This window comes from Terrabacter sp. R4-6 (assembly GCF_057529065.1).
In genome coordinates this window covers 1,911,536-1,928,678 of record NZ_CP197224.1, presented here as the reverse complement: position 1 = coordinate 1,928,678, position 17,143 = coordinate 1,911,536, and the positions used below count along the sequence as shown (strand labels likewise).

The 17,143-nt window shown below is 73.3% G+C and carries 17 protein-coding genes; 5 read left to right on the top strand and 12 right to left on the bottom strand.

Going from position 1 to position 17,143, the window contains the following annotated elements:
* The first annotated feature begins 32 nt into the window (after positions 1–32).
* Complete coding sequence (locus tag ACSSS0_RS09110; protein WP_487230870.1) at positions 33–572, top strand: hemerythrin domain-containing protein; 540 nt, start codon at positions 33–35, stop codon at positions 570–572.
* Positions 573–581: 9 nt separating this feature from the next.
* Here the strand turns inward: ACSSS0_RS09110 and ACSSS0_RS09105 are convergent, their stop codons facing one another.
* The 3 genes from ACSSS0_RS09105 to ACSSS0_RS09095 are packed head-to-tail and all read right to left on the bottom strand — an operon-like array spanning position 582 to position 3,995.
* The gene (locus tag ACSSS0_RS09105; RefSeq protein WP_487230869.1) at positions 582–1,874 is read right to left on the bottom strand and encodes a class I SAM-dependent methyltransferase; all 1,293 of its coding nucleotides are present in this window, start codon (positions 1,872–1,874) and stop codon (positions 582–584) included.
* Positions 1,871–3,322 carry an FAD-binding oxidoreductase gene (locus ACSSS0_RS09100; protein ID WP_487230868.1) on the bottom strand — a complete coding sequence of 484 codons (1,452 nt, stop codon included), beginning with the start codon at positions 3,320–3,322 and terminating at the stop codon, positions 1,871–1,873. Before ACSSS0_RS09100 ends, ACSSS0_RS09105 begins: the two co-directional genes overlap by 4 nt.
* Positions 3,323–3,368: 46 nt before the next feature.
* Positions 3,369–3,995: a LysE family translocator gene (locus tag ACSSS0_RS09095; protein ID WP_487230867.1), complete on the bottom strand. Its 627-nt coding sequence runs from the start codon at positions 3,993–3,995 to the stop codon at positions 3,369–3,371.
* 72 nt (positions 3,996–4,067) lie between these two features.
* Here ACSSS0_RS09095 and ACSSS0_RS09090 point away from each other — a divergent pair, with 72 nt between their 5' ends.
* On the top strand, positions 4,068–4,610 hold the full coding sequence (locus tag ACSSS0_RS09090) for a DinB family protein (RefSeq protein WP_435984312.1): 543 nt from the start codon (positions 4,068–4,070) through the stop codon (positions 4,608–4,610).
* Here ACSSS0_RS09090 and ACSSS0_RS09085 read toward each other — a convergent pair.
* From ACSSS0_RS09085 to ACSSS0_RS09075, 3 genes are all read right to left on the bottom strand, one after another.
* On the bottom strand, positions 4,597–5,850 hold the full coding sequence (locus ACSSS0_RS09085; protein ID WP_487230866.1) for a DUF6596 domain-containing protein: 1,254 nt from the start codon (positions 5,848–5,850) through the stop codon (positions 4,597–4,599). The two genes, ACSSS0_RS09090 and ACSSS0_RS09085, sit on opposite strands and share 14 nt — an antisense overlap.
* Positions 5,851–6,279 (bottom strand): YciI family protein, encoded by a 429-nt coding sequence (locus ACSSS0_RS09080; RefSeq protein ID WP_487230865.1) that lies wholly within the window; start codon positions 6,277–6,279, stop codon positions 5,851–5,853.
* Between the two features lie 128 nt (positions 6,280–6,407).
* Positions 6,408–7,454 carry a GTP pyrophosphokinase gene (locus ACSSS0_RS09075; RefSeq protein WP_487230864.1) on the bottom strand — a complete coding sequence of 349 codons (1,047 nt, stop codon included), beginning with the start codon at positions 7,452–7,454 and terminating at the stop codon, positions 6,408–6,410.
* Positions 7,455–7,516: 62 nt separating this feature from the next.
* Here ACSSS0_RS09075 and ACSSS0_RS09070 point away from each other — a divergent pair, with 62 nt between their 5' ends.
* Positions 7,517–8,050 carry a GNAT family N-acetyltransferase gene (locus tag ACSSS0_RS09070; RefSeq protein WP_487230863.1) on the top strand — a complete coding sequence of 178 codons (534 nt, stop codon included), beginning with the start codon at positions 7,517–7,519 and terminating at the stop codon, positions 8,048–8,050.
* Between the two features lie 27 nt (positions 8,051–8,077).
* Here the strand turns inward: ACSSS0_RS09070 and ACSSS0_RS09065 are convergent, their stop codons facing one another.
* On the bottom strand, positions 8,078–9,997 hold the full coding sequence (locus ACSSS0_RS09065) for an APC family permease (protein WP_487231200.1): 1,920 nt from the start codon (positions 9,995–9,997) through the stop codon (positions 8,078–8,080).
* Positions 9,998–10,064: 67 nt separating this feature from the next.
* Positions 10,065–11,351: an APC family permease gene (locus tag ACSSS0_RS09060; protein ID WP_487230862.1), complete on the bottom strand. Its 1,287-nt coding sequence runs from the start codon at positions 11,349–11,351 to the stop codon at positions 10,065–10,067.
* An 80-nt stretch (positions 11,352–11,431) separates the two neighbouring features.
* Between ACSSS0_RS09060 and pdxR the strand changes: the two genes are divergently transcribed.
* Positions 11,432–12,904: a MocR-like pyridoxine biosynthesis transcription factor PdxR gene (gene pdxR / locus ACSSS0_RS09055; RefSeq protein ID WP_487230861.1), complete on the top strand. Its 1,473-nt coding sequence runs from the start codon at positions 11,432–11,434 to the stop codon at positions 12,902–12,904.
* Here the strand turns inward: pdxR and ACSSS0_RS09050 are convergent.
* The 4 genes from ACSSS0_RS09050 to ACSSS0_RS09035 are packed head-to-tail and all read right to left on the bottom strand — an operon-like array spanning position 12,867 to position 16,067.
* Positions 12,867–14,057: an MFS transporter gene (locus ACSSS0_RS09050; RefSeq protein WP_487230860.1), complete on the bottom strand. Its 1,191-nt coding sequence runs from the start codon at positions 14,055–14,057 to the stop codon at positions 12,867–12,869. The genes pdxR and ACSSS0_RS09050 overlap by 38 nt on opposite strands.
* 59 nt (positions 14,058–14,116) lie before the next feature.
* Positions 14,117–14,749 (bottom strand): cation efflux transmembrane domain-containing protein, encoded by a 633-nt coding sequence (locus tag ACSSS0_RS09045; RefSeq protein WP_487230859.1) that lies wholly within the window; start codon positions 14,747–14,749, stop codon positions 14,117–14,119.
* The gene (locus ACSSS0_RS09040) at positions 14,746–15,687 is read right to left on the bottom strand and encodes a cation diffusion facilitator family transporter (protein WP_487230858.1); all 942 of its coding nucleotides are present in this window, start codon (positions 15,685–15,687) and stop codon (positions 14,746–14,748) included. Before ACSSS0_RS09040 ends, ACSSS0_RS09045 begins: the two co-directional genes overlap by 4 nt.
* Positions 15,684–16,067, bottom strand: a complete 384-nt coding sequence (locus ACSSS0_RS09035) for an ArsR/SmtB family transcription factor (protein ID WP_487230857.1) — start codon at positions 16,065–16,067, stop codon at positions 15,684–15,686. The genes ACSSS0_RS09040 and ACSSS0_RS09035 overlap by 4 nt, the downstream gene beginning before the upstream one ends.
* Positions 16,068–16,154: 87 nt before the next feature.
* Here ACSSS0_RS09035 and ACSSS0_RS09030 point away from each other — a divergent pair, with 87 nt between their 5' ends.
* Positions 16,155–17,135, top strand: a complete 981-nt coding sequence (locus ACSSS0_RS09030) for a DUF389 domain-containing protein (RefSeq protein WP_487230856.1) — start codon at positions 16,155–16,157, stop codon at positions 17,133–17,135.
* Positions 17,136–17,143: the final 8 nt, after the last annotated feature.

Below are 17,143 nucleotides of genomic sequence, written 5' to 3'. Positions count from 1 at the left end.
GGCGCGACCATGGAGGGCACGGAGGTCGCGCCATGAACGTCCAGCCGAATGCCGCCATCCCGCCCCTCGCCCCGGCGGGCAAGCTCGATGCGCAGGGCTTCGATCGTGGCCGCGTCGAGACCCCCGCCGACCTCGCCGTCCACCTCGACCGGGTGCGCCGGCACCGGTCCGAGCTGCGCGACTCCGTCGCCGCCGTCGACCTCGCGCTCGAGGCGCCGATCGCTCGCGGGGGGATGTGGCGCGAGCGGGTGCGGGCGGCGCTCGCCGAGCTGGCGCACGACTTCGACGACCACGTCGCGCTCACGGAGAGCCCGGGCGGCATCTACGACCGGGCGCGGCGCAGCGCCCCGCGGCTCTCCGTCCGCGTCGAGCGGCTTCTCGAGGAGCACCGTGACCTGCGGGAGGCCCTGCACGGCTACCTCGCGGTGCTCGAGCACGGCGGCACGATGGCCGACCTGCCCGTCTTCCGCGAGGAGCTGACGGTGCTCGTCGGACGGCTCGTGCGCCACCGCCAGAAGGGCGGCGACCTCGTCTACGAGGCCTACGACGTCGACCTCGGCGGGTCGGGCTAGGCCTGCCGGTCAGGCATCAGGCTCGAAGCGGGGCCGCAGCGAGAAGCCCGACACCCCCTCGCTGCTCGTGCGCGACGCGAGCACCTGGTGCAGCTGGATCCCGCCCCGTTCGAAGGCCAGCCGCGACCCTGCGAGGTAGAGGCCCCACACCCGGGCCGTGCCGAGCCCGGCGAGCTCGACGCAGTCCTCCCAGTGCTTGGCGAGGTTGGCGTTCCACGCGGCGCACGTGCGGGCGTAGTGCTCGCGGAGGTTCTCGTGGTGACGCACCTCGAAGCCCTCGTCCTCCATGACGCGCACGATGTCGCCGCTGCCCGTCAGCTCGCCGTCGGGGAAGACGTATCGGTTGATGAAGCCGCGGGGCGGCAGTCCCGGGTGCTGGTTGTCGGGGCGGGTGATGCAGTGGTTGAGCAGGCGGCCCTCGTCGCGCAGCCGCTCGCGCAGGAAGCGGAAGTAGGCGGGGTAGTTGCCGACGCCGATGTGCTCGGTCAGCCCGATCGAGCTGATCGCGTCGAAGCCGCGCTCGGTGACGTCGCGGTAGTCGCCGTGCCGCACCTCGGCCCGGTCGGCCAGGCCCTCGGCCTCGATCGCGGTCTGCGCCCACGTGGCCTGCTCGCGCGAGAGGGTCACGCCGACCGCCGTGACGCCGTAGTGCCGCACGGCGTGTCGCACCATGCCGCCCCAGCCACAGCCGACGTCGAGCAGCCGCATGCCGGGCCGCAGGCCGAGCTTGCGGGCCACGAGGTCGTACTTGTAGGCCTGGGCGTCCTCGAGCGACGCCTCGTCGGTGGGGAAGCACGCGCACGTGTAGGTCATCGACGGCCCGAGGACCTTCTCGTAGAAGGTGTTCGACACGTCGTAGTGGTGGCTGATGGCGGCGGCGTCGCGCGCCTTGCCGTGCCGCAGCCCGTGGGCGAGGCGACGCAGCTGGCCCGGCGTCTCCTCCGGGGGCAGCGCGGGTGCGTGCGGCCGGTGGTGGGCCACGAAGCGGGCCAGGAAGCGGGCCAGCTCGGCGGCGTCGTGCGGGTCGGGTCGGCGCGGGGTGAGCCCGTCGCCGAGGACGCGCAGCACCTCGTAGGGGTCGGCCTCGTCGATGCCGTCGATGACGAGGTCGCCGAGCAGGTAGGCGCGGGCGAGGCCGAGCTCGCCGGGCGCCGCGAGGAGGTGGTTGAGCGCGTCGGGGTTGGTCAGGCGCAGGACGAGCCCGTCGGGGCTGCCGCCCTCCGAGCCGTCCCACGCGACGACCCGCACCGGGGCCTCGGGGCCGAACACGTGGTCGAATGCCTGTCCCACTGTCGTGGTCATCGAGCCTGCACCGCCTTCTCGTAGAGCGTCGGGAACCGTCCCCCCGGGTCGTACCTGGCCTTGACGGGGCCGTATGCCGTGCCGCCGTAGAGGGCGGCGAAGGTCGCCTCGTCGTAGTACGCGTCGGAGTAGAGCGACTTGTGGCCGCCGAGCCGCGTCACCTCGGCCTCGATGCGGCGGTTGACGTCGCCGTCGGCCGCGCCGGGCTCGATGGCGACCGTCGACCAGAAGCCCACGTTGACGTAGCGCTCGTCCCGGCGCATCGGGTAGAGCGGCCACGGCGTCTCGTCGGGAGGCGTGCCGTGAGCGGGGCGCAGCTGGATCGGGCACAGCCAGACCGGCTCGATCGGCACCTCGCGCAGGAACCAGTCGACGAACTCGGCGGTGCGGGCCAGGGGGATCTCGACGTCCTGCACGACGCGCTCGCGGTCGGGCCGTCCCCGGAGCCGGTCGACGCGGCCCATGACGTGGTGCCGGTTCTCGAAGGCGACGATCCGCCAGTAGACGTCGCTGCGCAGCAGGTGGCGCGGCCAGAGCCGGCGGATCGCCGGGACCTGGGCGCCGAAGGCGCGGCTGCACCAGAACCAGTCGGTGTCCCACCGCCAGAGGTAGTCGTGGGCCGTCAGGACGTCGGTGCGGCGCTGCTGGATCGAGCGGTAGAAGACCTGGTCGCCGGTGTAGTCGCTCGGCCGGGCCTGACCCTCGAGGTGGTCGGTCCAGCGACCGAGGCAGAGGTAGGACTCGGTCGGGCCGAAGACGACGCCGTCGACGAAGTCGACCCGGTCGCCGTCCCACGTCTGGGACGACAGCACGTCGTCGACCGCCTCGGTGAGCGTCCGCACCGCATCGAACCGCACGTGGCGCAGGGCGACGTACGGCCTCGCCGGCTCGAGCTCGATGACGAGGTCGAGCGCGTAGCCGAGCGAGCCGTAGGAGTTGGGGAAGGTCCGGAAGAGGTCGGCGTGCTCGCCGTCGGGCGTGGCCGTGACGACCTCGCCGTCCCCGGTGAGGATCCGCATCTCGAGCACCGACTCGTGCGGCAGCCCGTTGCGGAACGACGCCGCCTCGATGCCGAGCCCGGTCACGGCCCCGCCGATCGTGATGGTGCGCAGCTGCGGCACGACGAGCGGGACGAAGCCGTGCGGCAGCAGCTCGTCGACGAGCTGCTCGTACGTCGTCAGACCTCCGACGAGCGCGGTCGCCGGAGCGCAGTAGGTCCCGGGGCGGACCTCGACGACGCCGGTCATCGCCGAGAGGTCGAGACCGGGGGAGTCGGTGGTGCGGCGGTCGCGGAAGAGGTTGGACGTGCGCTTCGCGAGCCGGACGGGCCGGTCGGGCGGCAGGGCGGCATACGCCCTCCTCACCTGCTCGAGCGCACGCTCGTGGGCGCGGACCCGCTGGAGGGGGTCGTGCCGATCCGCAGGAGACGTGACCTGAGGGGTTGCCACCGTTTCAGTGAAACAGATCCGGACCGCCCGTGCGCGGGATGTGCGACTACTCGCGAGCGAGCATCGTGGCGCCGAGGCCGACCATCATGACGCCGCCCGTGGCGCCGAGCGTGTCGAGCCGAGCGGGCTTGCGGGCGAACCACTCCCGGGCCCGCGCGGCGAGCAGGGCCCACACGCTGTCGCTGCAGATGGCCATGACGCCGAAGACGCCGCCGAGCACCGCCATCTGGACGCCCACGTGGCCCGCGCCGGTGTTGACGAACTGCGGGAGGAAGGCGACGAAGAAGAGGATCGTCTTGGGGTTGGTGAGGCCGACGACGGCACCGATGCGCAGGGCATGGCCACGCTTCGCCGACACCTGGGCCTCCATGGCCTGACGGGCCTCGTGGCGGTGGCGGATGGCCTGGATGCCGAGGTAGATGACGTAGGCGGCTCCCGCGACCTTGATCACCGTGTAGGCGGTGATGCTCGCGGCGACGACCGCGCCGAGGCCGACCGCGACGAGGACGGCCTGGACCGTGACGCCGATGGCGTTGCCGACGACCGAGAGCAGCGCCTCGCGCCGCCCCACGGTCAGGGCACGACCGATGGTGAAGAGCAGGCTGGGGCCCGGGACCTGGATGAAGAGGATCGACGCGACGAGGAACGCGACCCACTGGCTCGATGACGGCACCGGACCAGTGTGCTCCCGACGGCGGGTAAAGGGCAGGCGCTTTTCGAGGCTCGGACACTAGCGTCGGGTGCCATGACGACACCTGCCCGGACCGAGCGCACCGACCCGCCGCTGGCCGCCGACGAGGCCACCACCCTCGTGGCCTTCCTCGACTACCACCGCGACACCCTCCGACTGAAGACCGAGGGCCTGACCGCCGAGCAGCTCGCGCAGCCCCTCGCGCCCTCGACCCTGACGCTCGGGGCGCTGCTCAAGCACGTCGCGCTCAACGAGGCGAGCTGGTTCGGGGAGGTGCTGCACGGCCGCCCGATGCCCGAGCCGTGGGCGAGCGCCGACTGGGACGCCGACCGCGACTGGGAGATGACGTCGGCGCGCGACGACAGCCCCGAGGAGCTGCGCCGGATCATGGACGAGTCCGTCGAGCAGGCCCGTCGCGACATCGACGCGGCGCTCGCCGAGGGCGGGCTCGAGTTCCGGTCGGCGACGCTGTCGCGCAAGGAGGGCCAGACGTTCAGCCTGCGCTGGATCCTGCTCCACATGATCGAGGAGTACGCCCGCCACAACGGTCACGCCGACTTCCTCCGGGAGGCGGTCGACGGCGTCACGGGGGAGTGACGGCCCGACGGAGGCAGAAGCGACGGAGCGGCTCGGCGGGCATGACCTCCGCGAGGTCGCGGTAGCGCTGCGCCGCGTGCTCCCGTCGCCCCGTGCGCCACTCGAGGTCGGCGAGGGCGAGGCTCGCGTCACGGCTGGCGTAGGCCGGCGAGCCTGCCTCGATCCCGGTCAGCTCGGCCTCCACCTCGGCCGTCGACCCGTCGGGGTCGGTGGCGAGGACCCCCTGGGCGGTGGCGACGAGCCGGGCGACCCGGACGGACGGGGAGGGCCAGCGCTGCTCGAGCGCGCCGTAGAGCGAGACGATGCGCGGCCAGTCGGTGCGCTCGAACGACGGCGCGCTCGAGTGCAGGCCGGCGATCGCCGCCTCGATGGCGAAGCGACCCTCTCCCGCCGTGGCGGCCGTCGCGTCGTCGAGCCCGGCCCGGAGCAGGGCGCGGTCCCAGCGGCTGCGGTCCACCTCGTCGAGCGCGAGGCCGGTGCCGGAGTCGTCGACCCGGCCGGGCCGACGGGCCAGGCCGAGCCGGATGACGGCCCGCAGGCCGCGGACCTCGGTGTCGTCGGGGTAGGCCGCGACGAGGGCGTCGGCGATGGACAGTGCCTGGCGTCCGGTGTCGGCGAGGGCGTCGGCGGGGTCGAGCACGGTCCGGTGCGCCACCGTGAACATTCCCGACACGCAGGCGATGACGACCGGCAGGCGTCGGTCGCGCTCGGTGGCGTCGGGGACGTGGAAGGTGCCGCGGGCCTCGGCGAGGGCCCGCTTGGCGCGGGTGAGCCGGGCCGCGGCGGCGGTGTCCTGCACGCCGAGGTGGCCGGCGATCTCGGGGATCGTCAGGCCGCACACGACGCGCAGGGCCAGGACCATGCGGGACGCGGGCGAGATGGCCTCGTCGCACGCGACGAAGAGCAGGGCGAGGCGGTCGTCGAGCCCCTCGCGTCCGTGCAGGGACAGGTCGTCGTCGTCCATGGCGGTGCGGTCCGCCTCGGGACGGGCGAGCTCGGGGACCAGCCGGCGGAGCGTCGTGCGCCGCCGGGCGTCGTCGAGCCAGGCCCGCCTGGCCACCGAGGTGCACCACGCGGCATACGACTCGATCGGGGCCCCGCCGGCGCGCTCGTGGGCGGCGGCTCGCGCGACGGCCTCGGCGGCATACTCCTCGGCGTCGTCGAGGCTCCCGGTGAAGGAGGCGAGGGCGCGCACGATGCGCGGCCACGCCTCCTCGAACTCACCCGTCCCGAGCGGCACTCACATCCCCGTCGGGAAGACCTTGCGCCACTCGATGCGACTGCTCGTCGGCACGAGGGCGGCGATCCGGCGGGCGGTGTCCTCGTCGTCGGTCTCGACGAGGTAGAAGCCCGTGATGACCTCCGAGGTGTCGGTGAAAGGGCCGTCGGTGTAGACCGCGTCCTCGACGGCTCGGTCGCCGGAGCCGGGCGTCACCGTGCCGCCGTAGCGGGAGTTCTGCAGGGCGGCGCCACCCGTGATGCGGGCTCCGAGGTCGGCGACGGCCTGCTGGAAGGCCTTGTGCTCGGGGAACGACGCGTCCATGTCGGACGCGGAGGGGGCACTGGGGTCCTTGCCGGCGGGCCCGGCGTCGGTGGTGGGCCCGCCGGCAAGGTAGGCATCGGAGTCCCAGTCACCCTCGTGGATCAGGTAGACGTACGTGTCGGCCATGGCCGGCTCCTTCTCGAACAGGCGCGCAGCCGTGAGATCTGCGCGGGTGGCGACTCTCGCCACATCATCCTGACGAACTCGGTCCTTGGGAATCGACACGCGGCCCCGAGATGGTCCGGTCGGGTCGGTCAGCTCGTCCCGAGGCGCTCGAGGCGGCCCTCGAGCGAGGCCCGGCGGTGGGCGTTGCCCTCCAGGTCGAGGTAGCGCGTGCCGAAGGTCGCGAGCAGGGCGTCGTCGAGCCGGCGCACGGCGCCGGGCGGGTACTTGTAGCCCATCCGCTCGATGAGGTCGGCCCCGTCGACGGGGGCGATGACCTCGGCGAGCGCGTCGACCGACGTGATGCCGAGCTCGAGCAGCAGGCCCGACACCCACGTGTAGTGGTCGGTGCGCGACCAGCCGGCGTCGGCGTACTTCGAGGCGAGGAACTTCGCGAGGTCCTGCGTGCTGATGCGCGAGTCCTGCTCGACGGCGTCCGGTGGGCTGGCCGGCAGGGCCTCCTGGAGCCGGTCGCGGATGGCGGAGAACTCGCGGTCGGCGAGCTCGATGAGCCCGGCGGCCAGGGTGAACCGGCGGTCGAGGTCGTGGGCGTGCTCCTCGGGGACGGTGCCCTTGTAGCGGATGTCGTGCTCGAACTCGGCCCAGGCGTGCTGGAGCACGGTGCGGATCTGCACGGACGCGCTGCGTCGGCGGAGCGCCTCGTAGGCGGGCGGGACGGTGCGGCTCGCGTCGACCGCGACGAGCAGGTGGCGGCTCGCGTAGCCGAAGCGGCCCGACCGGGCGGTCTCGAGTCCCATGTCGCGGTCGTCGAGGACGGCGAGCTCCTCGGCCAGCAGCTCGGCGACCGCGGCGACGTCGTCGTGGACGTAGGTGATGACGCGGACGCCGATCTGGTCGGTGATGTCGGCGAGCGGGTCGGGGAAGAGCAGCTCGCCGTCGCGGCGTCGCTCGGCCTTGGCGGCGAAGGACGCCACGGACTTCGTGCGTCCGCTCACGCTGAGGTAGTTGATGCCGGCCTCGTCGAGCAGGCCGGTGACCATCTCGACGAAGAGCGCCGTCGCGGCCTCGACCTCGGGGCGCACCGCGGCGTACGCCTGCGCCACCTCACCGGCCTCGGTGGGCTCACTGGGCGGGCTCGTCGCCTCGTCGGTCTCGCCTGCGCCATCGCTGTCGGACATGCCGCCATCCTGCCGTGGGAATGGCGTGGACGGGTGGGCGGGGAGGGTGCGAGCGTGTCGCCATGCATCTCGAGACAACCCGCCTCACCATCCGTCCCTGGTCGCACGACGAGGCCGAGCGCCTGCTCGACATCCAGAGCCGCCTCGAGGTCGTGAAGTGGCTCGGCGACGGCGAGCCGGTCCTCATGAAGGACCTCGACGAGGCGCACGCCCGCATCGACCGCTACCTCGAGCGCAGCGAGGCGCCGCCGCTCGGCTTCTGGGCCGTCGAGGTCCGTGAGACCGGGGTCGTCGCCGGGTCCGTCATCCTGCTGACCCTCCCGAACGCCGACGACGGCGAGGTCGAGGTCGGCTGGCACCTGCACCCCGACTCGTGGGGCCACGGCTACGCGACCGAGTCCGCGACCGCGGTGATCCAGCACGGCTTCGACGGCGGGCTGCCCGAGATCTACGCCCTGACCCACACGACGAACGAGCGCTCGCAGGCCGTCTGCCGCCGTCTCGGCCTCGACGACCTCGGGATCATCGAGAAGTGGTACGCGGACGAGTCGCGCGTCTACCGCACCACCCCCGAGCGCTGGGCCAACCGCGCCTGAGCATGCCGTCCGGCGCGGCCGCCCGCGTCAGCCGCCGACGTGCACCTGCGGGCGACGGTCGGCGTCCGGCTCGGCGCGACGGATGATCTCGTGCGTCAGCGGCGGGATGTCGCCCTCGCCGGCGAGCAGGAAGCGCAGCACGTTCTGCCCCGGCGCCTTCTCGCTCCACTCGAAGTAGATGTGCGGCGGCTTGCTGACCCGGTCGCGGACGTCGAGCAGGACCGCGGCGAGGACGTTGGGCACCGACGGACCCGTCGCACGCAGGATGTAGTGGCCGCCGACGACGGCCGACCCGACGTGGACGGTCGTCGCGAAGTCGCTCGCGTCGCTGATCTCCACCTCGAGGAAGATCGCGCCCTGCCGGGCGTTGAGGTGGTTGTGCATGCGGACGTCGAGGGACTTCGCGCGGTACTCGTCGCGGTCGCCGGCGTTGATCTTGTTGGCGATGAACCGCAGCGGCTGGGGACCGAGCGCGGCGTCGTCGAGGATCGCGCGTGCGCTGTCGTCGTAGACGACCCGCTGCACGCGCAGCTCGGTCGAGCGCGCGATGCGCGACCAGACGCTGATGACGACGATGAGGGCGATGAAGATCAGGGCGATGACGAGGCCCTCGGGACGCTGCTCGATCGTGATCGTGATCGTGTAGACGAAGATCGCGCTGACGACGGCGAAGAAGGCTGCTGCCCCGCGGTGGCCACGACGCAGCTCCGTGAGGAAGACGGCGATCGCGGCGGACGTCATGAGCGCGAGCACGCCGGTGGCATACGCCCCCGCCTGCTCGTCGACGTTGGCCCCGAAGGCGAGGGTGACGACGGCGGCGATGAACGACAGGACGAGGACGAGCGGCCGCGTCGAGCGGGCCCAGTCCGGCGCCATGCCGTAGCGGGGCAGGTAGCGCGGCACGATGTTGAGCAGGCCGGCCATGGCGGAGGCGCCGGCGAACCAGAGGATGCCGATCGTCGAGATGTCGTAGACGGTGCCGAAGGCCTCGCCGAGCAGGTCGTGGGCGAGGTAGGCCAGGGCGCGGCCGTTGGCCTCGCCGCCCGGCTGGAAGGCGTCTGCGGGGATGAGCAGGGTCGTGACGAGCGAGGAGCCGATGAGCAGGACGCTCATGATGAGCGCTGCGGTCGTCAGCAGCTTGCGGGCGTTGCGGATGCGGCCCTCGGGGTGCTCCGGGGTGTCGGTGGGGTCGCCCTTGACGAGGGGCATGACGACGACGCCGGTCTCGAAGCCGGAAAGGCCGAGCGCCAGGGCCGGGAAGACGAGCAGGGACGCGCCGATGATCCCGAACGGTGCCGAGTGGGCCGACGTCATCGCCGTGATCCAGTCGCTGAACGCCGTCGGGTGGTCGCCGATCTCGACGACGCCGCGCACGACCACGACGAGGCTGAGGCCGAGGTAGGCGACGACGAGGACGACGGCGATGCCGATGGCCTCCTTGAAGCCCTTGAGGAAGATCCCGGCGAGGAAGACGAGCAGCGTCAGGGTGACCCCGACCTGGTGGCCGGTCAGGGTGCTCTTGAGGTAGGGGTTCTCGATGAGGTGCGCGCTCGCGTCGGCGGCCGACAGCGTGATCGTGATGATGAAGCCGGTCGCGACGAAGCCGATGAGGCAGAGCACGAGGATCTTGCTCGGCCAGTAGGACAGGAGGCGCTCGAGCATCGAGAGGCTGCCGTCGCCGTGCGGGCTCTCGGCCGCGACCCGGCGGTACATCGGGAGCGCGCCGAAGAGCGTGATGAGCACGAGGACGAGCGTCGCGACGGGGGACAGCGCGCCCGCGGCGAGGGCCGCGATGCCCGGCTGGTAGCCGAGCGTCGAGAAGTAGTCGACACCCGTCAGGCACATGACGCGCCACCACGGCTGCACGTGCTGCTGCTCGGTGGCCTCGCGCTCGCGCTCGTAGTAGCCGCCCGGGTCGGCCTCCTCGGCGTCGAGGAACCACCGCATGAGGGGTGTGCGCTCCGCGCGCTGTGCCGTCACGGCGGCGAAGTCTAGGGGGCGGCGCTGGGAGCCCCTACCGCCGCGACGGACGGGAGCGCGACTGGTAGGCCAGCGAGAGGACGACGAGGCCGAGGGCCCACAGCGCGTGGACGCCGTTGACGACGAGCAGCACGACGACGGACACGTGGGCGACGAGCGCGGTCCACCAGCCGCGGGTGCCGCGAGGCAGCAGGCGCAGCGCCGAGGCCGTGCCGAGCACGTAGACGACCGTGAAGCAGCCCGTCGCGAGCAGCATGAGCGGGGTGAGGCCGAGGTCGAGCACGACGGCGAGGACGAGCGAGACCACGGACCCGGTGGTGACGAGGGCGATGCTGCGGCGCGGCACCGCGCCGGCGTCGCCGCCGCGCGCCAGCCACCGCGGCAGCGCACCGTCCCGGGCCAGCGCCGCGCCCAGCCGCGAGCCGCCGGCGTAGTAGGCGTTCATCGCCCCGACCGTCAGGAGCACCGCCACGACGGCGGTCACGACCCGTGCCTGCTCACCGAGCGCGATCGCCATGAGGTCCGACAGCGGCGCCTGGCTGCGGCCGGTCGCCGGACCCAGCACGAGGATGCTCGTCGTCGCGAGGCCGAGGTAGAGCACGCCGACGACCACGACGGCGATCCCGGTCGCGCGAGGCACGTCGCGTCGTGGGTCGCGGTAGTCGCCGGCGAGCGAGGCGACGGCCTCCCAGCCGGCGAAGCCCCACACGAGCACGGCAGCCGCGGTGCCGACGGCGGCCCACCCGTGCGGCGCGAAGGGGGTCAGCGACGCCGTGCTGCCGTGCGGCAGGGCGACGGCCATCGTCGCGGTCATGAGCAGGGCGAGCACGGTCGCGAGGCCGAGCTGCACGCGGCCGGAGAAGCGCAGCCCCGCGAGGTTCATCAGGCCGGTGCCGAGGATGAGGGCGGCCGCGACGACGACGGTCGTCGTGCGTCCGCCGCCCACGACGTCGGCCACGTAGCCACCGGCCATCATCGAGGCGGGTGGGGCTCCGACGGGCACCGCGAAGTAGAAGCACCACCCGACCGCGCCCGCGGCGCGGTCCCCGAAGGCGCGACGGACGTACGTCGACACGCCGCCGCCGTCCGGGTGCCGCGCCCCGAGGGCTGCGAACGTGCTCGCGAGCGGCACCGACAGGAGCACGAGCGCCGCCCACGCGACCAGCGACGCGGGGCCGGCCACGTCCGCGGCGAGGGCGGGCAGCGTGATGACGCCGGTGCCGAGGACCGCACCCACCGACAGCGCGGCCCCCTGCGCGACGGTGAGCGTGCCACCCGTCGTGGTCGGGGTGGGCCGGGTCATGCCTGCGGTCGTCGCCATGGCTCCAGACTGACGCCCCGGTGGACCGGTCAGAAGTGCCACTTCTTGTCAGGCTGTTTGGGCCAATCCACACTGGGGTCATGGACCTCCACGTCACCCTCACGGGCACCGGCGACCTCACGGCCCAGATCTACGCCCAGCTGCGCGACGCCGTCCTCGACGGGCGCCTCGCCGGCGGTGACCGCGTGCCCGCCTCCCGCGACCTCGCGGCGAGCCTCAGCGTCTCGCGGGGCACGGTGACGGCGGCCTACGACCGGCTCCTCGCCGAGGAGCTCCTCGAGAGCCGCCGCGGCGCCGGCACCTTCGTCGCCAGCGGGTGCGTGCCACCGGCCCGGGCGACCGGGCGACGGGCCCGCGCCGGGGCCGTCACCGCCACGTCGCCCTGGGCGATTGCGCCGGCCGCGGCTCCCGCCCCCGCTCCCCAGGGCGCGGTGCACGACTTCTCCGTCGGGGTGCCCGACGACTCGCTCTTCCCCCTCGCGACGTGGCGACGTCTCGTGAGCGGCACGCTGCGCCGGGGCCGCCTCTCCACCGGCACCTACGACCAGGCCGGGGCCAACCGCGCGGGCAGCCGCCTCGAGGCCGAGATCGCGAGGTATGCCGGCGTGTCCCGCTCGGTCGTCGCCTCCGGTGCCGACGTGGTGACCACCGCCGGCGCGCAGCAGGCCCTCGACCTCGTCGCGCGCGTCCTCGTCGAGCCCGGGGACGTCGTCGCGGTGGAGGACCCCGGCTACACGGCCGCCGCGCGCCTCTTCGCGACGCACCGGGCCGTCGTCCGTGGCGTGCCCGTCGACGGTGAGGGGATCGTCGTCGAGGCACTCCCGGACGCGGCGCGTCTCGTCTACGTCACGCCGTCGCACCAGCACCCGACTGGTGTCGCGATGTCGCGCGCCCGGCGGATCGCCTTGCTGGAGTGGGCAGTCCGGCACGGTGCGGTGATCGTCGAGGACGACTACGACAGCGAGTTCCGGTTCGCCGACCGACCCCTCGAGCCCCTGCAGAGCCTCGACCGCGACGGTCGCGTCGTCTACGTCGGGTCGTTCTCCAAGTCGCTGCTCCCGGGGCTCCGAGTCGGCTACGCCATCGCGCCGGCCACGCTCACGCCGGCGCTGCGCGAGGCCAAGCGCGTCACCGTCTGGGACGGAGACGTCGTGACCCAGGGTGCGCTCGCGGACTTCCTCGCCGAGGGGCACCACGCCGCCCACGTCAAGCGCGCGACGAAGGTCTACCGCGCCCGCCGGGAGGCACTGCTCGAGGCGCTCACGAGTCCCGACGGCCTCGCCGACTGGCTCGAGGTCATCCCGTCGGCGGCGGGGCTCCACCTGTGCGCCAGGCTGCGCGACCCGGGTCTCGACGACGTCACGATCGCCGAGGCCGCCCTGGCCGCAGGGGTGTTCGTCGAGCCGCTGTCCGTGCGACACCTCGAGCAGCCGGCCCGCCACGGCTTCGCCTTCGGCGTCGGCGGCATACCCCTGACGGACATCCGTCCGGCACTCACCGTGCTGCGGGACGTCCTCAGCTCGACCCGGCCGGGACGCCCCGGCGGCGGATGATCGCGAACTGCGTCGCGAGCGGGATGATCCCGAGGATCAGCACCATCGGCACGGCGAAGCCGAGACGCAGGTTGTCCGAGCCGACGGCCCCGGTCAGCACGGCGCCGAGCAGCGCGCCGACGTAGTTGAACTGGTTGAAGCGGGCGACGACCTGGTCGGTCTTGTCGATCCGCTCGCCCGCCGAGTCGGCGTCACCGCCGGCGATGGCGCCCGCGGCCGAGAAGCTGAGCGGCGCGATGGTCGCGACGGCGCCGCCGAGGATCGTGAAGCCGACGACGGCCACGACCCACGTCGGCGCGAAGACGATGACGGCGAGCGACAGGGCCGCGACGACACCGCTGATCCGCAGCAGCCACACGGCGCCGTGCCGGTCGACGAGACGGTCGCCGACGGCTCGGGCCAGGAGCGTCGCGACGAGGTAGGGCAGGGTGGCGAGCGCGGTGAGACCCGTCGGGGCGTCGAGCGTGCCGTCGAGGTAGACCGGTCCCCACGTCGTGGCGGCCGTGTCGACCATGTAGAAGAGGACCATCGCCACGCCGAGCAGCGCGATCCGCCGCCACGGCACGTCGACGGTGGCGTCGGTCTCGGCGAGGCGGTCGCGGCGGACGTACGGCGCGGCGAGTGCCGCGACGGGGAAGACGAGCAGCGGCAGCAGGGCCGGGCCGAGGTCGACGCCGGACGTCGCCAGCGTGACGAGGGTGCCGAGGATGCCGCCGGCGGTCCAGAAGGCGTGGAAGGACGGCAGGATCGGGCGGCGGTAGAGGTGCTCGACCGTGACGGCCTGCATGTTCGACGACGCGTCGACGAGCCCGAGCGCGAGCCCGTAGGTCGCGAGGCCCGCGACGAAGACCCCGAACGCCGGCGCGACGAGCAGCGCGGCGAAGCCGACGGTGGCCACGACGAGCCCCACGCGCACGACCATGGCGCTCGACGACCGAGCGGCGACGACCTCGGCGACGACCGAGCCGACGCCGGCGAGGAGCACGACCATGAGCAGCAGGCCGCTGACGGCGAGCTCGTCGAGAGACCACTTCTCCTGCACCTGGGGCAGGCGCGTCGTCAGCGAGATGAAGAGGAGGCCCTGGACGAAGAAGGCGGTGCCCGCGGCGAGCCGCGCCCGCAGCAGGTGGGAGGAGTCGGCCCGGAGTGTCACGGGTGGTCACACTGTCGGTCGAGGGGTCCGCCGTCAAGACTCCCGGCCGGGCCATGCCCTCAGCAGCAGGCGTCGCCGCACCAGTTCGAGCGTCCCTCGCGCACCGCGACGGCCGCGATGACGAGCGCGGCCACGGCGTCGAGCCACCACCAGCCGAGGAGGGCGTTGGCGAGCAGGCCGAGGAGGAGCACGGCCGAGAGGTAGGTGCAGAGCAGCGTCTGGGTGCCGTCGGCGACGACCGCCCCCGACCCGAGCTCGCGGCCCGTGCGTCGCTGCCACCGCGAGAGCAGCGGCATGACGACGAGCGAGAGGGCCGCGAGCGCGATGCCGACGACCGAGGTGTCGGGCTCCTCGTGGGTCACGACGGCCCGCACGGACTCGACGGTCACGTAGGCGGCGAGGGCGAAGAAGGAGACGGCGATGAGGCGCCGCGCCCGGTGCTCGCGCTCCTCCGGCACGGGGTGGCCGAACTGCCAGAGGATGACGAGCCCGCTCATGACCTCGACCGTCGAGTCGAGGCCGAAGCCGACGAGCGCCGTCGAGTCGGCGATGCGCCCGGACGTGATGGCGACGACGGCCTCGGCGACGTTGTAGGCGACCGACGCGCCGGCCAGCAGCCGGGCCCGGCGCACGAGAGCGGTCCGCCGCGAGGGCGGCAGCAGCGAGAAGACGGGGAGGTGCGGGGTGCTCACCAGTCGGCTCCCCGGCACTCGGACCGGTCGGTCGTCTCGACCTGGAGGGTCGCGTGGGCGACGTGGAAGCGGTCGCGCAGCATGGCGCTGGCCGCCTCGAGCACCTCGGGCGCCGCGTCGGCGCGTGTCGTCACGAGGTGCGCCGTCGCGACGTCCATCCCGGAGGTCAGGGTCCAGACGTGCAGGTCGTGGACCTCGGTGACGTCCGGCACCTCGCCGAGCGCGGCCAGCAGGTCGGTGGGCTCGAGGCCTGTGGGGGCGTGCTGACCGAGGACGGCCACCACCTCGCGTCCGAGGCCGACGGCGCGCACGGTCACGAAGACCGCGATGGCGAGCGCGACGGCGGTGTCCCACCAGGCGCTCCCGGTCGTCCCGACGAGGACGGCGGCCGCGATGACGCCGACCGAGCCGACGGTGTCGGCGACGACCTCGAGGTAGGCGCCCCGGACGTTGAGGCTCTCCCCGGCGCCACCACGCAGCAGGAGGAGGGCGATGACGTTGACGACGAGGCCGATCGCGCCGACGACGAGCATGGTGCCCGAGGCGATCTCGGGGCTCGAGCCGATCCGCCCGAGCGCCTCGACGGCGATGTAGACGGACACGCCGAGCATGAGCAGCACGGCGAGCCCGGACGCGAACACCTCGGCGCGGTAGGAGCCGAACGTGCGCCTCCCGGTCGTGTCGGCGCGCGTCGCGATGCGCGTGGCCACGAGCGCGGCGCCGAGGGTCACGACGTCGGCGGCCATGTGGCCGGCGTCGGAGAGGAGGGCGAGGGAGCCGGACGCGAGGCCCGCGGCGAGCTCCACGCAGAAGAAGGCCGCGACGAGGCCGAAGGCGACGGCGAGCCGCCACCGGTGGCGGCCGCCGGCGTGGACCGCGGCGGCGCCCTGCGCCGGCCCGTGCCCGTGTCCGTGCCCGTGTCCGTGCCCGTGGCTCACCGGTGTCGCTCGCCGTCGTGGATGACATGCTCGCGCGTCACGTCGAGGAGCAGGCGGACGTGGGCGTCGGAGAGCCGGTAGTAGATGTTGCGTCCCTCGCGCCGGCCGGTGACGACGGCCGAGGCACGGAGCAGCCGAAGGGCCTGGGAGACCGTGGTCTCGGCCGTGCTGGTCGCGGCCGCGAGGTCGCAGACGCAGAGCTCCCCGGCCTCGAGGAGGGCGTAGAGCATCCGCGCCCGGGTCGGGTCGCCGAGCAGCTTGAAGACGCTGGTGACGCGCGCCAGCTCCTCGACCCCCGGAGCGTTGTCGGTGGCCAGGGCGACCTTCTCGGGGTGGACGCACGGTGCGGCGCAGCCGTCGAGCCCGGTGACGCTGCTCATGCGCCGTCCTCTCATCTGAATGGATGATCAGATGCCACTGTGGCGCCTCGCGCGCCACCGCGTCAACCGGGCGGCAGACTGTCCGGCATGTTGAGACTGACGGTCACCATCCCGAGCGCGCTGACCGACCAGGTCACCGCCGTGCTCGCCGAGTCGAGCGCCGTGAGCACGCTGTCCGTCCTGCGCGGCGCGGCGGTGCGCCCGGTGGGCGACGTCGTCATGGCCGACGTCGCCCGCGAGGGAGCCAACGTCCTCGTCGACCGCCTCCGCGACCTCGGGGTCCACGAGGGCGGGACCCTCCAGATCGAGCCGGTCACCACCTGGGTCTCCCGAGCCGGCTTCGAGGCCGACGAGGAGACGCCCGGGAGCAGCGCCGACGCCGTCGTGTGGGCGCAGGTCGCCCAACGGTCCTACGACGACAGCGAGCTGAACTGGACGTTCCTGTCCTTCATGTCGCTCGCGACCCTCATCGCCGGCATCGCGATCGTCCTCGACTCGCAGATCCTCGTCATCGGGGCCATGGTGCTCGGGCCCGAGTTCGGGGCGATCGCCGCCCTCGGCGTCGCCCTCGTGCGGCGTCGGCCGCTCCTGCTCGCCGTCGCGGCCCGCGCGCTCGTCGTCGGCTTCGTCGTGGCCATCCTCGTCACGTGCCTCGCCGGTCTCGCCGGGCGGGCCCTCGGGTGGGTCACGCTCGACGACATCTCCGGCGAACGTCCTTCGACCGGCTTCATCTACTCGCCCGACAAGTGGTCGTTCATCGTCGCCGTCCTCGCAGCCGCCGCGGGGGTGCTGTCCCTGACGTCGGCCAAGCTCGGCGGGCTCAGCGGCGTCTTCATCTCGGTGACGACGATCCCCGCCGCGGGCAACGTCGCGCTGGGGCTCGCCTTCGGGGCGTGGGACGAGGTGCGCGGCAGCGGCCTCCAGCTCGTCGTCAACATCGTCGGGATGGCGCTCGCCGGCTGGCTCACCCTCGCGCTGCAGGCCGCCGTGTGGTCGCGGGTGCCCGCCCCGCGCTCGCACTCGAGGCTGAGCCGTCGGATCCATGCGGAGCCGCCGCCGCCCCGCTAGCGTCGAGC

Excerpts from the sequence above, each read along its gene's own strand:
- ACSSS0_RS09110 (WP_487230870.1), top strand. The coding sequence starts at position 33 with ATGAACGTCCAGCCGAATGCCGCCATCCCGCCCCTCGCCCCGGCGGGC.
- ACSSS0_RS09105 (WP_487230869.1), bottom strand. The coding sequence starts at position 1,874 with ATGACCACGACAGTGGGACAGGCATTCGACCACGTGTTCGGCCCCGAG.
- ACSSS0_RS09090 (WP_435984312.1), top strand. The coding sequence starts at position 4,068 with ATGACGACACCTGCCCGGACCGAGCGCACCGACCCGCCGCTGGCCGCC.
- ACSSS0_RS09080 (WP_487230865.1), bottom strand. The coding sequence starts at position 6,279 with ATGGCCGACACGTACGTCTACCTGATCCACGAGGGTGACTGGGACTCC.
- ACSSS0_RS09075 (WP_487230864.1), bottom strand. The coding sequence starts at position 7,454 with ATGTCCGACAGCGATGGCGCAGGCGAGACCGACGAGGCGACGAGCCCG.
- ACSSS0_RS09070 (WP_487230863.1), top strand. The coding sequence starts at position 7,517 with ATGCATCTCGAGACAACCCGCCTCACCATCCGTCCCTGGTCGCACGAC.
- ACSSS0_RS09065 (WP_487231200.1), bottom strand. The coding sequence starts at position 9,997 with ATGCGGTGGTTCCTCGACGCCGAGGAGGCCGACCCGGGCGGCTACTAC.
- ACSSS0_RS09060 (WP_487230862.1), bottom strand. The coding sequence starts at position 11,351 with ATGGCGACGACCGCAGGCATGACCCGGCCCACCCCGACCACGACGGGT.
- pdxR (WP_487230861.1), top strand. The coding sequence starts at position 11,432 with ATGGACCTCCACGTCACCCTCACGGGCACCGGCGACCTCACGGCCCAG.
- ACSSS0_RS09035 (WP_487230857.1), bottom strand. The coding sequence starts at position 16,067 with ATGAGCAGCGTCACCGGGCTCGACGGCTGCGCCGCACCGTGCGTCCAC.
- ACSSS0_RS09030 (WP_487230856.1), top strand. The coding sequence starts at position 16,155 with ATGTTGAGACTGACGGTCACCATCCCGAGCGCGCTGACCGACCAGGTC.